Genomic DNA, 14,141 nt, shown 5'->3' with positions numbered 1-14,141 from the left:
TACTCGGTCTATCAGGAGCTAGCGCAATGGTGCTATCGACCTCAAGACGAGCGTCTTCGGGGCATGGAAAATCGATAGCGGACATCGTCAGGGACACAGGTGTGCGGCCGATGAGCGCAGACCGCGCGCATGGCGTGGTCGGGCATTGGGCGTAGGGTGTTGTGATGATGCATCGCTTTCTCATCGCGAACCGGGACGAACTGGCCGCCCGATGCAGGGTGAAGGTCCAGGCCAGATCCGCCTATGGCGTTCCGGGCGCTGAGCTGGAACACGGCATTTCCGTGTTCCTCGAACAGGTAGTCAAGACACTTGAACTCGAGCAGACCGCCGATCCGCTGCAGAGCCGACGCGTCTCAGGGCGTGCCGGTGGCGGCAAGCCGGCGCTGTCCGAGATAGGCGATACGGCGGCCCGGCATGGCAAGGAACTGATGCAGCACGGGTTTACTGTCGAAGAAGTGGTCCACGACTACGGCGACCTCTGCCAGGCGATCACTGATCTCGCGTTCGAGCTCGATGCGCAGATCGAAGTGGAAGAGTTCCGGATCCTCAACCGCTGTCTCGACAACGCGATAGCCAATGCCGTCACCGAGTTCGGATATCAGCGCGACATCGTGGTGGCGGACCAGCACGTGCATGATCTGAACGCACGGCTGGGATCCCTTGCCCACGAGCTGCGCAATCAGCTGGCGACGGCGACGCTGGCACTTTCCGCCATCCGGAATGGAAGCGTGGGTGTCACCGGTGCCACCGGCGGCATCCTCGAGCGTTCGCTGGTAAACCTTGGCAACCTGATCGACCGGTCTCTCGCCGAGGTTCGGATGACCGCCGGTCTTCCACTCCAGAGCCGGTTGTTTTCAGTCCACGAGTTCCTCGCCGAGCTCAGGCTCTCCGCGTCGCTGGAAGCGGACATACGTGGGTTCACACTGAAGGTTTCCAACGTGGACCCATCGCTGGCCGTCGACGTGGATCGTGACCTGCTCCTGGCGGCCGCCGGGAATCTGCTCCAGAACGCCTTCAAGTTCTCGCACCCGCACACCGAGATCACCGTCAACGCGTACGCGGTGGCGGATCGCATCCTCATTGATGTGGAGGACCGTTGTGGCGGCCTTCCATCGGGTGACGCGGAGAAGATGTTCCTGCCGTTCACTCAGCACGCCCAAGACAGAAGCGGCCTGGGCTTGGGGCTGTCCATCTCCCGCAGGAGCATCGAGGCCAACGCCGGGCTGCTGAGTGTGCGTAACGTTCCCGGCACTGGCTGCGTATTCACCATCGACCTTCCCCGGCATTCGCTGGGCGATGAGCCCACTGAATTCGCCGGACAGTAGGCCGGCCGGCATTCCGGCACAACGTTCCTTCGGACACGCCGAACCGCTTCAAGCGGTATACATAGCAATCCCACTGCGGACCGCGTCCGAAGTCGACGCTCCCGTTGAACGAGGGAGCAAATCCAGTCGCACAAGACGCGCGCCACCGGTGTTGCTTGTCGAATCGCCGACGCACAGGCCGCGGCGTTCAACGTCATGAACGCCCCATCACCTCTTTGCGTGGCCGAGCGTGTACCTTCCTTGATGCATCGGACTCACCCTGGTCCTGTCACCCGAGCCTCCGTGCAGCTCCGCTGCGAGATGAGGCCCGGCATGCGAATCCTTCTGGTCGAAGACTGTGCTGCCACGGCGGAGCAGGTCAGCGAGGCGCTGACCTCTCTGGGTCACGAAGCCGATGTTGCCTGCTCGATAGAATCCACCGCTGAGTTGATCGCACGCAGCGCGTACGACGCCTTCATCCTGGATTTGAACGTCTGTGGCGTCTCCACACTGGAGGTCGGTGAACAGCTGCGCCTTGCCGGCCACCTTGTTTGCTTCGCGTCTGGCGTTGACCCACAGTCGGCGCCGAGTGACGCCCTTTTCCTTTCCAAGCCCTACACGCTGGATGGCGTGGCCGACATGCTCGCGCGTCTGTCGCCCCTGGCGCGTAGAACACTCGGTTTCCACTAGGCAGACGAGGCGTCGGCTGCGACGCCGCGTGGGGACACTGTGCGCATACTCTTGCTCGAAGACAGCCCGATGATGGCCGCAACCGTCGTGATGGCTCTGGATTCCGAAGGCCACGACACCGTCCATGTGCTGACGGTCGCCGAGGCCTTCAGAGCACTCGGGGACGACATCGCGTTCGACGTCGCATTGCTTGACGTAGAGCTTGGCGACGAGCTGTCCTTTGACCTGGCACACCATCTTGGAAAGATCGGACTCAGATTCATGTTCACTAGTGCCCGCGATCCGAACCTGATGCCACCGGAGTTCTCGGAAGCGCCGTACCTGCGAAAGCCCTACGACCTTGCGCACCTGTTTCGTGCACTGCATGAACTGAGGGCGTAGTGCGACAGCCCGATGCGAACTCGCGGCATGAAGTCCGCACATGACCCGACGGATACCCCATGCGGCTAAGTGGTTAGCGGCCATCCCCCGGGGTGGGCCGCGCGCGCCGAAGTCAAAACCGTGCCATCGACAGACGGGACCCCGATCGCGCATTTGTATGTTCGGTTAAAGGACTCAGAGAACACAGCGCCAAGCAGTGCGCGTCGCCCCGGCAATCTGAAGCCGTAGAACGTTGCAGCCTGCCCAGTCGGATAGGGAAAGCGACTCCGCAATCCATGCTGACAAGCTTTAGCGTCCGCACGAAGCGCCGCGCTGCGTCCGCGTCGCCTCCCGAGAGGCCCGCCAGATCTCCTGGCGGGCTCCGTAACTCAGAGGAAGCTACAGGTTATAGCGTTACGTTTGACCGCGCAGAGGGGTCGATCGAGGCCCTTATCGTCTGGCTAGACAAACATGATTGGAGGGCGGTGATCTAACCGTTGAATGTCCGCTTCTGGCCGTTAGCGGACAGCCCTGAAACGTCCGCCGAGCGGTCTCAGGCCCTGCGACAAGCGCCCGTAGCATGGCGCCATGCTTCCGGACGGATTCCACTTCGAGCCCTACGTGGGCGGGCCAGACTTCTACCTCGGAGAGCGTTTGGTCGCCACGACGTGTCCTGCGAACCACGACCCCAATCCGCCTTGGCGCACCTGTACGTTTCCGTCTGGCCTACCGAGGTACGTGTTCCACCGCACCGAGGAGCAGGCCGTTCGCTACATGACCGCGTGGGCGGTGAAGTGGGAGGCCCAGATTCGAGAGACTGTACGGAATGCTCGAGATCCCTTTGCGCATCTCATGATCGCTCGCGGAAAGGGCATCCACACCACCCATCCCCGCAGGCGCCGCTCGCGCCGCTGACCTGGAGCTTTAGATGGCGACTAGATTCCCTTGGCCCGAGATTGAGCTTCGTCTGCGGCAATTGCGGCTGAGCGCGGACGACTTGAAGGAGCGGTTTCCAGAAGAGGATCAGTTCTTCCAGAGGTCCGCCGATCTAGCCGATGCGGTGAGGGAAGCTGCGAACGATGATTGCATTGAGGACGCGAGCGTGCGTATCACGGACATACTGATCGACTTGGGCTATGTGCCGGAGCATGAGAGGCAGCATTAGAAAGCCATCCCAGATCTCGGCGGTGCTTGTCAGCGTCAATCATCCAAAGAGATTGCACGAGACGCTGTAGATTCGCTGCTACTTCAGAGTGAATCCTGGCGCGTTCGTTGCGCAACCGCTGCGACTCTTGGAGGGCGCGGTGCAACCTCGCGACATCGCTTTCGCCTGGGGCTTCCATCGGGTTACCCAAGTCTGGTGATGCAAAGTAGGGCTACTGCCGTGACGGGCGTGCGAACCGTGACTACATCGTCGACCCGGCACATGCCGGTAGGCCGCCGCGACCTGTTAGGCCGCAACCTTATGCTCGTAGAACGGATGCCGCTTGTCTTCCAGAATCTCGTCCATAGCGGCGAGGTTCTTCGGATCCGGGCTGAGCCAAGCGTCTACGTATTCCGGCTTGATATTGATGATGGTCCGATCATGCCCCGTCATCGCCACTTCGGGCTCGGGGTTGTCCGTGATGGCGGCGCAGGACAGCAGCTCCTCGACGCCGTCCGTCCAGGCGTACCAGAGGACCGGGATGTAGAGCGGCTCGCCCGTCTGCGGGGTGAACTCCAGCTCCATGCTCTTTGGGCGCTCTCCATCGGATAGTGAACGCTGCTCATAGTCGTGGCGGGCGACGCTCTCGTAGAAGTGCGTTGCGACCATGATCCCGTGGTGGTAGCCGTAGAGGCGCTTCCAGACGCTTCGCAGGCTATCCCGGCGGGCGTTATAGGTGCCCTGCTTGGCCTTCTCGTCGGCCACGGTCCAGCCGGGCAGGCGGCATTGGTAGCGCATCGGTTTGACGATCTTTCGCCCGCCCTCGACGACCATCACCAAGGTGTAGTCGCCCGGCCAGATGCGGTCGTCGTCGTCCGCGGGCTCGGTGCGCTGAAGCTTCTCGGCCTTCAGGCGCTCGGCCGCGATCCGGTTGTTCGCAACACGGATGATCTCCTGGGACTTCTTGGTCACGCGCTTCTGCAGGGCGGCCTCAGCCTCGGCGATCTTTGCCTGCTGAATGGCGATGCGCTCATAGATGCGGCCCAGCTCGGCCTCCCGAGCCCCGTCAATCATCTGCTTCACCTGGGCCTCGAACGCATCTCGTGGCTCGGCAAAGGCCAGCTCAATTCCCTTGGGAATCTTCGGGCTGCCGCCCTCCCGGCGCTCCCAGAAAATCCGCGTGAAATCGCCGATGCTCAGGATCGCTCCGAACTGGCGAGTGAACTTCTTGTAGTCGGCCCAGATCTGGGCGGAATAGCACATGGCCGCTCCGGCTGAAGACTCTTCACCCGAATATTGCGCCACGGTCACGGAGCCTGTCCTGACCAGCAGCTAAGTTGCCTTGGCCAAACAGGGATTGGCCGATGAAAGCGCAAGACGATCCGAGAGCCCGGGAAGCGTTCGCCGCGTTTCTGCGTACGCGCGAGTACAGCCAGCTAGCAGACGATGAGAAGTACCGGCTGTGGGAAGCCTTCTTGTGGGCATGGGTTCCGGAGCAGCGAGTGATGCGAATCGTGCTCGACGGACCGCCCGCCGGTCCCGAGAGATCAGGGCGCTTCGTCGACATCGAGGACGCCGCGGGATACAGCATCCGGTCCGGCCGCTGGCGCGAAGACGAGAAGGGGCGCTGGGTATTAGAAATAGCGCCCTCGCGTGCCGGTCCATCAATTCCGGTTTTGCCGGGTTGATTGACGAAGTGCCGCGACTGCTGCTTTGGCGGCGACGGATTCCTCTGCGAGCTTGCGCCAAACCGCCGCTTCCTCTTCGTTTGGTGCGTTCGACTCGCAGATCGTGCCGAGGACTAGCCCGAGGGGCAGCTCCGCAAGTTCCGCAAGCTTCATGCAGGTCATTGGACTCAGGCCCTTCGTTCCGTGGCGCCAGTTCGACACCGCGGGCGATCCGACCTGAAGAGCGTCCGCGAGCTCCCTGTCCGACCTCATGCCTTGCCGGAGACGCGCCAAATCCAAGAAGTCATTTACGCACGACGCCTTTTCCGCTTGGGGTTTGATACGCATGGCCGATATTCCCCGGACGCTGTTGGCACCTACTGGAGAAAGTGGTGTGCTCGGCGGCTCGCAATGTCTCGGATTACCGACCGGAACGCATTGGCAGCTGGGGACTCATCATCACGCGAGCGAAGCATCTCGACGACCTCCGCCTCGTACACATCTAGCTGGCGAAGCGTCATCTGGGCGATCGCACGGGACAGACAGTTGGTGAGCGCCCCGAAGAGCTCCAGCATGGATTCGTCGTCGGACATGGTGTGGCCTTTCAATCGATTGGCCCATGCTCGCATGCCGCGGCCGGATTTCGTTCGCTGTCGGCCAAAAGCGGACATTCACGATTTGAGCCACAGAGCAACGCAGTGACCGGTTCTCACGAACCGTTCGAAGCGTCGCATGTGCCTTGAAACTTCTCGATCGAGGTTGCGTTGAGCTGATGTTTGGCACTGCCAAGGTGGCCATACCTTGCACCCGTCTCGAAGGCTCCGGTTACAAGTACCTGGACTTGAATTGCTGGGCAACGCAAACCGGCTGTACGTACTGGTGATCTCAGCGCAGTTCGACTTGGTCGATCAGCGCCCCGTAGCCGGCAGCTTCCATTTCCTCCAATGGAACGAAGCGCAAAGAGGCAGAATTGATGCAGTAGCGCAGACCGCCCTGATCGCGGGGGCCGTCGTTGAATACGTGGCCCAGGTGGCTATCGGCGTGCGCCGAACGCACCTCCGTGCGCGACATGCCGTGCGACGTATCGTCAACTTCGCGGACCGTGTCGGACTGGATGGGCTTGGTGAAGCTGGGCCAGCCGCAGCCTGACTCATACTTCGCCGACGAAGCGAACAATGGTTCGCCAGACACGATGTCGACGTAGATTCCAGGTCGCTTCTCCTGCAGCAAGGCCCCGGTTCCGGGACGCTCTGTCGCACCTTCCTGGGTCACGAGGTATTGCTCGCGGGTCAGCTTATTAACGCCTTCAGGGGTCTTGCGATACTCGGCCATGGGGGGCTCCAGTCTAGCAACGTGGAACGGAAATGAGGGCGGTGGAGCAATAGATCAATATGTGGAGCCCCGGGATTCGGACGAAGTCACGGCGCTGAATGCTGCGCCAGGCGTGGTGCATCTCGGTGTTCATCGACGAGTGGCTTCAACTCCATCCATCGGAGCGAATGTCCGTATATGGACTCCCCCTCTGCTGCAAGCATCCTGCATCCGGCGCCCGAGTCGACTGCGCACGTATATCCGGCCTCGGACTGCTGCATCGCTTCGATGCTGGGCCTTGATGGGCTATTCGCGCGCCGGCTCCCAATCGCTATCACGTGCTTACGCACCAGGACATTCAGGGGTTTGCCGGCGCCGGTCCGACCGGTTTGCCATCTGCAGGTTGTTCGCAGTCGTTGGGGCTCCCAGGTATCAGGCGGCGGGTCCGGTTGATAGTCGGTGCCGTTGCGCAGCATGGCCCAGGCCATGCGTGCAGTCTTGTTGGCCAGGGCTACACAGGCCACATTCGGATGCGAGCGCTCAGCCAGTCGGCAGATCCATCGGCTAAGTCGGTCTTCTTTGCCCTTGGCCGTTCGCAGCATGGCCCGCGCGCCATGGACCAACAACGAGCGCAGGTAGGCATCACCGCGTTTGCTGATGCCCAGCAGGCGCTCCTTCCCGCCCGAACTATGCTGGCGGGGTGTCAGGCCCAGCGACGCGGAAAGCTGCCTGCCATTGGCAAACTGCCGGGCATCACCCACTGCGGCCAGCAAGGCCGTTGCGATCATCGGACCGACGCCGCGCAACTGTTGCAGCCGCACTGCATCCGGATCGCTTTGGGCGATGGCCCCGATGTCCGCATCCAGTTCGGCGACCCGGTCATCCAGAGCACGAATATCTCGCCACAGCCCGTCGAGCAGATGTCGGAAGCGATCGCTAAGCCCGTTATCGGCATCCTCCAGCCAGCGCGGAATCGCCCGGCGCAGCGACAACAGTTCCTTCGGCGCCACCAACCCGTACTCGGCCACCAGGCCGCGGATCTGGTTCGCCTTCGCCGTGCGCTGTTCGACCAGCCCTGCGCGGATGCGATGTGCAGACTGGATATCCTGTTGCTCCACCGACTTCACCGATACGAAGCGCATGCAAGGTCGGCTCATCGCCTCACAGATCGCTTCGGCGTCGTTGGCGTCGTTCTTGTTGCTTTTCACATAAGGCTTCACGAACTGCGGAGCGATCAGCTTCACGCGGAAACCGCGTGCCTGCAGTTGCCGCGCCCAGTGATGAGCGCCGCCGCAACTCTCCATGCCGATCTCGCAGCCAGGCGGTGCTGTTTCCGCCACGGCCCGCAACCAGCGCTCACGCGGCAGCCGCTTGCACCAGGCGGGGCGTTCGCGGCGATCCACGCCATGCACCTGGAATACGTTTTTCGCCAAGTCGACGCCGATGCGAATAAGCTCGTTCATGGTGGACTCCTCCAAGCCGCGACTGTGCTCGCAAACTCAGTCTGGCACTCGATGAGTGCGCTGGTGAGGAGGAGTCCATCCCATTGCTATCGGCCAATAGCGGACATCAGCCAGCCCGGCTCAACAGCACTCCATGCGGCCGGCTGACGCCCGCCAGCAGCAAGGAGTCCAGATAGGTCGGGTCATGCCAGCCGTCCCAAGGCGCGAGGCAGTGGTACGCCGCCAAGAGCGCCTGGGCATTGCTGGATCCAGTGACTTTCACACCAACCCAGTGCAATGCGCGATACGCCTCGTATGGCCACTCCTCGCGCGGCAGCACAACAGGCGCGCTTGCTTTGACGGGCCATGCGCCGCTCTTCAGCAAATCCGGAGTGATCAACAGCGCAGCGATGGGATCGGGCGCGCCCGACAGGACTCCGGCGTCGATGATTGCGGCCAGGAACACGCAGCCTACGGAGTTCAGAGCGTCGGGTTCCAGGCTCAGTACCTGGCCGACGCCCATCGAACCGTCAGGAAGCGGTACGCCAAATATGTCGCCGGGTGCGAATGCCTGAGTCATGACGGAGCTTGCTTCGAAGATTGGTCTGAACGCCGCGCCTACAATCGTCCCCTGGCGCAACGACCACTATGGGTCGAAGGCGGACATTAGCAGCCGCCGTCGCGTCCGTCCTGCCTGGATGTCCGCTATGGGCCAGAAGCGGATTCTGCTGTCATTCTGAAAGCTCATTGCGACGCGGCCTCCTTCCTCTCGACCACTTGAAATTTTGCCCGGCATGCGGCCTGATCCGCGGGAACACACGGCAGGGACGGGGCATGGGAATGGATCGAGGTTGTGTCGTCGGAATCGCGCTGCTGCTGGCAATAAGCATCAACGCGTATGGGGAGGAGCCTCCATCGCGGCAACCGCTTGGAAAGATCGTGTATGTGGAATCGCAGGACGAGTTCGCGGAGATCAACACGCAGGCCACGAAGGGCATGCTGCAACTGTTAAGGTCCTCGGATGAAGGCGTTCGCGACAAGGCCCTGCAACAGGCCATCGCGCGTCCCAACCACTATGCCCCCCCGGTTCTCTTCGAGATCTCCAAGGCTCTCTACGCGGACGACCAGCCGGAAGAAGCTACCTACTGGTATGTCCTTGCACGGGTTCGCGCGGTTAACGACAGTTCCATCCTGCTGGATGAAACGGCAAAGACTGGTCTGCTGGAGCTGGTGCAGGCATTCAACAAGGGCTTCTCAGACTATGCGCCCCAGCATATGGACGTCGTGTGGACACAGATGAATCGCGCCGTGAATTGGGACCGCGCCAACCCGCCCGCCTACGATCGACGCTGGATGGCCCTGCACGGGATGCAGGCGATCCGGAGCGGTCTGGCCGCCAAGGAAGGCCGGTCGCGTGAGCGGGGGGACATCACGATCCCGCAGCAGCAATGGGCCGTATCGGATGAGGAAAACCGGGTAGACATGCTGCAAAAGATGAAGGCGCACATGCCTCGGTGAGCCAGCTGTGAGTTGATCACTTCCGCTTCGGGCGAAAGCGGGCATTAGCACGGCCGAAATCAGCGGGCTCCCATCATCACCAGTCGGGCGAGACGCCCGCTACCGAGCAAGCTTCGCGATACGTTTCAACGGCTTTCGGGTGCATCTTCCGCAGCTTGAATGGTTTCTCCACCACCGGAGAGGGCCCGATGTTTCCCCACTCTCCAATGCCAACGGTCAGCTTCGTCCCCTTGCTGCAATCAACATCCTCCACGCCGAACAGGCCAGTCCCCAGAACATTCGACAGAACGACGCGAACCGTGTGCTCGTCGATCCTGGCAGGTGTCGGACTGCCGTCTGGCAGCGTGCCGAACAGCATGTGGGAAATGATTGGGCTTTCGTCGAGCGGGATCCCGCCGAACTTCCCGTAGATCGGCTTTTCAATCGTGGCTGCCGTGCCGATCATCGGCAGACAAGCCGCCAGCAGGATCACAAATCGTTTTACCCGCATTCGCCTTCCCCTCATGTCGGCTTTGGGTCGAAAGCGGACATTAGCATCGCCGTCACCGGGCCGCGCAGCGGAATGTCCGCTATCGGCCAGGAGCGGACATAAGTCACGAACCTTGCGCGCGGTAAGGCAAAAGTGGCTTGAACAGGCGACTTCATCCAGACGCTGCCGTTCTCAGGGACTGTCGCCGGCTATGGCGCACGCGCTCGAGTCAGAAGCGGAATGACCAACCGAAGGCGGGGCCGCTCAGACTCAGATCTTGAAGCAGGGCGTCGTTGTCGTCATTGTCGTAGTCCAAGTGACGGTAGACGAATAGCAAATCGGAATGCTCCAACTTGTATCCGACCCCGGCCATCGCTTGCCATGTCGTCTTGGACGAGCCAGCACCTACGTCGACGTAGTACGGAACGTACCAGCCCTGCGAGTCGCCCAGCCACACTCTTCCCTTGAATCCGATCAACGCATCCAGAAGGTCGGCATCCCGAGAAGTGCGGCCACGCCGATCAAGCACGAAGTCGGTCCCGGTGATGTCGATCTGCAGGTTCCAATCCAGGTCGGCATCAAGCTGGAGATACCGGGCGCCGAAGATCACTGAAGCTGCCGCGCGCTCGCTGTCGAGCACTTCGTAGCCACCCGACACGGTCAGCACGCCCGCCTTCAGATCCGTTTCGGTCCCGAGACTCGCTTGCAGTCCGATGGGTATCCGCTGCGGGGAGCGCTCGACGCTGCCGATCGTGCTGTTTTCCGATGACAAGCTGAGGTACATCAGGTCCGCATTGATGGACCACCGGTCCTTCTCCGCCGTCGCAGCCACCATCAGCGCCATGTTGAGGTCCGACAGGTAGTCATTGGGTCCAATCTCGTTAGAGATCCTCACGAGCCGGTCCCCGGACGCACCACCACCTCCTCCGATGATCGGTCGACTTGGGGCACTGAACTGCAAGTTCGCGTTGACCGTAGGCAGCCACACGTAGGGCGCGAGATTGAAGTGCCATCCAGAATCACGATCCGAGGCCTGCGCGGTCGCCGAATGCACCGGGAGGATGGCTAGCATGAGCGCGACGCTTGCCCGAGCAGACACCGTTAGCGACGCGATCCGTGCCGACATAAAGCTTCTCCCGCTATGCGGATGACAAAGCGCAGGCGCGTGGATCTTCACGGCAGATGAGTTCTCCACGCGCCAAGTGCGATCTTGTGACAAACCATATGGCCCAGCGCTCCAGCGCCACGCTGAAGTCAGTTGCTGCTTCCATGCGGCATTTCCATCTTCCGCTGCGCTTGTTCCAACGCCTTCTTCATGCTGAGTGTGTCGGCGCCTTGGGACGGCGGGAATTCCATCAAGCTTTGCAGGTGCGCCGCCAGGAAAGGGCCCGCTGCCGTCGGAGCCCATAGCTTGGCCGCAAAGAACTTCCGGCCGATGTAGCCCCATTCGTGCGACTGTGGGTCCATCTTCTCCATCGGATCCATCCGGAGGTTGAACAGGTACGGGACGCTGGGGTAGTACTTCTCGTCGAACCAGCTGCCTTCGCGCTTCACGCCGATGTGCATCTTCCAGTTGTCGACGCGGATCGCCATGAGGTCGGTCTCGTCGTAATAGAAGAACTCGCGACGTGCGGACTTCTTTGACTTTCCCGTCCAGTGGTCGAGGTTGTTGTAACCGTCCAGGTGCACCTTGTACTGCGTGCCGTTCATTGTGTGGCCGGACAGGAGCTTATCTTTGAGATCCGGAAGCCCGGCGGCCGCTGCCAACGTGACGTACATGTCCTCGTGACTCTGCATCTCGTTCGAAACGCTACCGGGGGCGATCTTGCCTGGCCACTTGATCAAACATGGGACTCGCACCCCGCCTTCCCAGGTCGTGCCCTTCTCGCCGCGGAACGGCGCATAGCCCCCATCAGGCCAAAGCAGTAGCTCGTTGCCGTTGTCGGTGCTGTACATGACGATCGTGTTGTCGTCGATGCCAAGCTCCTTGAGCTTGTCCAGCAGTTGGCCGACGTGCTCGTCGTGTTCGAGCATCTTGGCACGGACTACGTCCTCCTCCGCGCGCCCCTCGTCTACCGCCATCTGGATGTATTTCTTCGGCGAATGCGAGTGGATGTGAATAGCCGTGGTGTTGAACCAGCAGAAGAAGGGCTTGTCGCCCTTGCCGACGCGGTCCATCCACCTGAGCGTCTCGGCCACAACCTCGCCGTCGAACGTCTCCATGCGCTTGCGTGTCAGCGGACCGGTGTCCTCAATCTTCTGCTTGCCGACCCGTCCGAATTTGGGGTCTTCTGCACCATCGTCCTCGTCGGTAGCCCAGGTGTGCAACACGCCGCGTGGGCCGAACTTCTTCTTGTAGTCCGGGTTCTTCTGGCCCGGATAGTCGAGCTCCTCCGGCTCCTCTTCCGCATTGAGGTGATAGAGGTTGCCAAACCATTCGTCGAAGCCGTGCATGGTGGGCAGGAACTCATTGCGATCGCCGAGGTGGTTCTTGCCGAACTGGGCGGTCGCGTAGCCAACGGATTTGAGGACCTCGGCCAGTGTCGGGTCGACCTTCTGGATACCACGGGTTGAACCGGGAATGCCTATGGTCGTCATGCCGGTACGCACCGGCATCTGGCCCATGATGAACGCCGCCCGTCCGGCAGTGCAGCTCGGCTGTCCATAGTGGTCGGTGAACAACATGCCATCCTTGGCGATGCTGTCGATGTTGGGCGTGTGCCCCATTAGTCCGTGGGTATAAGCACCCACATTCCACATGCCGATGTCATCGCCCCAGATGACCAGAATGTTCGGCTGCTTGCTGTCGTTAGCTGTTGCCATGGACCGCTCCTTCATTCATCGCGCGGCCACGGCCGCGTCAATCAGGTGTCACTCTCTTTCGAATCCACGTACTGTCGGCTTCGTGTCACGAAACCCAAGGTCCAGCCCTGTGAATTTCACCGGCGGCCATCACGATGACCTGAAGTGCAATCGCGACTTGCTGGACGGCAAGGATCGCGGCAAGGATGTGCAATGGCATTGGTCCGACGCGATGCAAGATCGGTCTGACGAACAGCGTGCTTAGAAGGTTGAGAGCCATGACGATCAGCATCGCGCCCAGCACGATCGCCGAGCGCTGGACGCCCCCGCTCAGAGTCATCAGAGCGATGAGCGCGGCGATCCCATACGGGGTTATGATTCCGGGAAATATCAGACGCATGACGCCCGAGCCTCCGCTCACTGCCGGCGGCGGGAGTTGCTCTCCGTACTGAGCCATCACCAGCCTAAGTGCGACAAGTAGGAGTATGAGCCCGCCTGCAAGCTGCATCACGGGGACAGAAATCCGCCACTGCTCCATCATCGTTCCGCCGGCCAAGCCGGCAATTGTCAAGGTGATGGAGCTGATCGCTGTGACTTTGATTGCAGTGGCCCGCAAACTGCGTGTGTCCATCTCCCGTGTAGCCAAGTGGAAGGGCACCAGCAGTTTGGCGGGGCCGAACACCATGAAGAAGAGCACGATGAGGTTGGCTGGCGTCAGCAGGTAGGCGTCCATTGCGCTGGCGTTTCCCTGCAGCATGGCGCGCGCCCCTTAGCCCTAGTGGATGAAAAGCCATAGGGCGGTCAGGCCGCCAAGGAGTAACAACCCGACACTTGCGATCAGCGTTCCCTTCCGGCGCGCGACGTACTGCCCCTGCTCTATATCTTCGCCAACTCTCCAGTATCGATAGATCGACCACAGCAGCAATGCCAAGCCGAGCACGACCATCCCCAGGCCCGCGTTCCCCGAGTCGCGCAACATAGGGGTCAGGTGCGGCGTTCGCTTCTCCTGCATCAGATACATGCTGAACCGGTTCAAGGTGATGCCGAAACCGACCAGCGATACGGTTGTGCGCAAATAGCTCAGGTGCGTACGTTCGTTGGAGAGATGCGAACGCAGCTTTGACACGCTGGTACGGTAGACAGAAAGGCGCGTCCGATAGACCGACAACAGCGTTGATGAGGCGGCCGCGTCCGGCCGACCCTCTATCTGAGTCGCGATTTCTTGAGGGAGTGCCGGTGGACTCGAAGGTTCGTGAACCATGGGCATCAACCTTGTGGAGACCGCACCTCGTGCCCGACACGGACGGGCGTTAGCGCGAGAAGCCAACGTCAGCCGTGCAAGCTGCCACGCACTTTGGCGCCAATGGCGGCGAGCATCCGCTCGGAAAGGTTCAGAACGTGTGAAGTCTTACGCGAGCAAAAAGGGTGCCAATC

The 14,141-nt window shown here is 61.3% G+C and carries 14 protein-coding genes and 1 pseudogene; 5 read left to right on the top strand and 10 right to left on the bottom strand.

All coding sequences use genetic code 11. The features are described from left to right. Nucleotides 1–164: 164 nt before the first annotated feature. The 3 genes from GOY17_RS02520 (at nt 165) to GOY17_RS02510 (ending at nt 2,375) form a co-directional block, all read left to right on the top strand. On the top strand, nt 165–1,325 hold the full coding sequence (locus GOY17_RS02520; protein WP_198173789.1) for a sensor histidine kinase: 1,161 nt from the start codon (nt 165–167) through the stop codon (nt 1,323–1,325). 312 nt (nt 1,326–1,637) lie between these two features. Then, complete coding sequence (locus GOY17_RS02515) at nt 1,638–1,994, top strand: response regulator transcription factor (RefSeq protein WP_198173788.1); 357 nt, start codon at nt 1,638–1,640, stop codon at nt 1,992–1,994. A 69-nt stretch (nt 1,995–2,063) separates the two neighbouring features. Beyond that, nucleotides 2,064–2,375, top strand: coding sequence for a response regulator (locus GOY17_RS02510; RefSeq protein WP_157029193.1), 312 nt, complete (start codon nt 2,064–2,066; stop codon nt 2,373–2,375). Nucleotides 2,376–3,804: 1,429 nt separating this feature from the next. Here GOY17_RS02510 and GOY17_RS02505 read toward each other — a convergent pair. Continuing rightward, nucleotides 3,805–4,809, bottom strand: coding sequence for an SOS response-associated peptidase family protein (locus GOY17_RS02505; protein WP_157029191.1), 1,005 nt, complete (start codon nt 4,807–4,809; stop codon nt 3,805–3,807). Nucleotides 4,810–4,862: 53 nt separating this feature from the next. On the opposite strand from GOY17_RS02505, the gene GOY17_RS02500 reads away from it, so the two are divergent. Further along, nucleotides 4,863–5,186 carry a hypothetical protein gene (locus GOY17_RS02500; protein WP_157029189.1) on the top strand — a complete coding sequence of 108 codons (324 nt, stop codon included), beginning with the start codon at nt 4,863–4,865 and terminating at the stop codon, nt 5,184–5,186. A 356-nt stretch (nt 5,187–5,542) separates the two neighbouring features. On the opposite strand, the gene GOY17_RS02495 is transcribed toward GOY17_RS02500, so the two are convergent. From GOY17_RS02495 to GOY17_RS02480, 4 genes and pseudogenes are all read right to left on the bottom strand, one after another. Further along, nucleotides 5,543–5,758 carry a hypothetical protein gene (locus tag GOY17_RS02495; RefSeq protein ID WP_157029187.1) on the bottom strand — a complete coding sequence of 72 codons (216 nt, stop codon included), beginning with the start codon at nt 5,756–5,758 and terminating at the stop codon, nt 5,543–5,545. 292 nt (nt 5,759–6,050) lie between these two features. Beyond that, complete coding sequence (gene msrB, locus GOY17_RS02490) at nt 6,051–6,497, bottom strand: peptide-methionine (R)-S-oxide reductase MsrB (protein WP_157029186.1); 447 nt, start codon at nt 6,495–6,497, stop codon at nt 6,051–6,053. Between the two features lie 428 nt (nt 6,498–6,925). Then, nucleotides 6,926–7,939: pseudogene (locus tag GOY17_RS02485) on the bottom strand (IS110 family RNA-guided transposase); the annotation flags it as partial. Between the two features lie 106 nt (nt 7,940–8,045). Continuing rightward, complete coding sequence (locus GOY17_RS02480; protein WP_157029184.1) at nt 8,046–8,498, bottom strand: hypothetical protein; 453 nt, start codon at nt 8,496–8,498, stop codon at nt 8,046–8,048. 254 nt (nt 8,499–8,752) lie between these two features. On the opposite strand from GOY17_RS02480, the gene GOY17_RS02475 reads away from it, so the two are divergent. After that, nucleotides 8,753–9,436, top strand: coding sequence for a hypothetical protein (locus GOY17_RS02475; protein ID WP_157029183.1), 684 nt, complete (start codon nt 8,753–8,755; stop codon nt 9,434–9,436). Nucleotides 9,437–9,512: 76 nt separating this feature from the next. Here the strand turns inward: GOY17_RS02475 and GOY17_RS02470 are convergent, their stop codons facing one another. From GOY17_RS02470 to GOY17_RS02450, 5 genes are all read right to left on the bottom strand, one after another. After that, nucleotides 9,513–9,926, bottom strand: coding sequence for a hypothetical protein (locus GOY17_RS02470; protein ID WP_157029182.1), 414 nt, complete (start codon nt 9,924–9,926; stop codon nt 9,513–9,515). Between the two features lie 208 nt (nt 9,927–10,134). Then, nucleotides 10,135–11,031 carry a porin family protein gene (locus tag GOY17_RS02465; RefSeq protein ID WP_157029180.1) on the bottom strand — a complete coding sequence of 299 codons (897 nt, stop codon included), beginning with the start codon at nt 11,029–11,031 and terminating at the stop codon, nt 10,135–10,137. Nucleotides 11,032–11,159: 128 nt separating this feature from the next. Beyond that, nucleotides 11,160–12,728, bottom strand: a complete 1,569-nt coding sequence (locus tag GOY17_RS02460) for an arylsulfatase (protein ID WP_157029178.1) — start codon at nt 12,726–12,728, stop codon at nt 11,160–11,162. Between the two features lie 85 nt (nt 12,729–12,813). Beyond that, a complete protein-coding gene (locus tag GOY17_RS02455) occupies nt 12,814–13,440 on the bottom strand; it encodes a MarC family protein (protein WP_198173787.1) in 627 nt (208 codons plus the stop codon). 42 nt (nt 13,441–13,482) lie between these two features. After that, nucleotides 13,483–13,968, bottom strand: a complete 486-nt coding sequence (locus GOY17_RS02450) for a YidH family protein (protein ID WP_198173786.1) — start codon at nt 13,966–13,968, stop codon at nt 13,483–13,485. Between the last annotated feature and the right edge of the window lie 173 nt (nt 13,969–14,141).

This window comes from Lysobacter soli (genome assembly GCF_009755585.1).
GTDB lineage: Bacteria > Pseudomonadota > Gammaproteobacteria > Xanthomonadales > Xanthomonadaceae > Lysobacter_J > Lysobacter_J soli.
This window is presented reverse-complemented; position numbering and strand designations above follow the sequence as displayed.

What these genes read in the sequence shown, in the direction of transcription:
- GOY17_RS02465 (WP_157029180.1), bottom strand. Translation starts at nt 11,031, where the DNA reads ATGTCGGCACGGATCGCGTCGCTAACGGTGTCTGCTCGGGCAAGCGTC.
- GOY17_RS02450 (WP_198173786.1), bottom strand. Translation starts at nt 13,968, where the DNA reads ATGGTTCACGAACCTTCGAGTCCACCGGCACTCCCTCAAGAAATCGCG.
- GOY17_RS02515 (WP_198173788.1), top strand. Translation starts at nt 1,638, where the DNA reads ATGCGAATCCTTCTGGTCGAAGACTGTGCTGCCACGGCGGAGCAGGTC.
- GOY17_RS02495 (WP_157029187.1), bottom strand. Translation starts at nt 5,758, where the DNA reads ATGTCCGACGACGAATCCATGCTGGAGCTCTTCGGGGCGCTCACCAAC.
- GOY17_RS02520 (WP_198173789.1), top strand. Translation starts at nt 165, where the DNA reads ATGATGCATCGCTTTCTCATCGCGAACCGGGACGAACTGGCCGCCCGA.
- GOY17_RS02510 (WP_157029193.1), top strand. Translation starts at nt 2,064, where the DNA reads ATGATGGCCGCAACCGTCGTGATGGCTCTGGATTCCGAAGGCCACGAC.
- GOY17_RS02460 (WP_157029178.1), bottom strand. Translation starts at nt 12,728, where the DNA reads ATGGCAACAGCTAACGACAGCAAGCAGCCGAACATTCTGGTCATCTGG.
- GOY17_RS02475 (WP_157029183.1), top strand. Translation starts at nt 8,753, where the DNA reads ATGGGAATGGATCGAGGTTGTGTCGTCGGAATCGCGCTGCTGCTGGCA.
- GOY17_RS02470 (WP_157029182.1), bottom strand. Translation starts at nt 9,926, where the DNA reads ATGCGGGTAAAACGATTTGTGATCCTGCTGGCGGCTTGTCTGCCGATG.
- GOY17_RS02455 (WP_198173787.1), bottom strand. Translation starts at nt 13,440, where the DNA reads ATGGACGCCTACCTGCTGACGCCAGCCAACCTCATCGTGCTCTTCTTC.
- msrB (WP_157029186.1), bottom strand. Translation starts at nt 6,497, where the DNA reads ATGGCCGAGTATCGCAAGACCCCTGAAGGCGTTAATAAGCTGACCCGC.
- GOY17_RS02480 (WP_157029184.1), bottom strand. Translation starts at nt 8,498, where the DNA reads ATGACTCAGGCATTCGCACCCGGCGACATATTTGGCGTACCGCTTCCT.
- GOY17_RS02500 (WP_157029189.1), top strand. Translation starts at nt 4,863, where the DNA reads ATGAAAGCGCAAGACGATCCGAGAGCCCGGGAAGCGTTCGCCGCGTTT.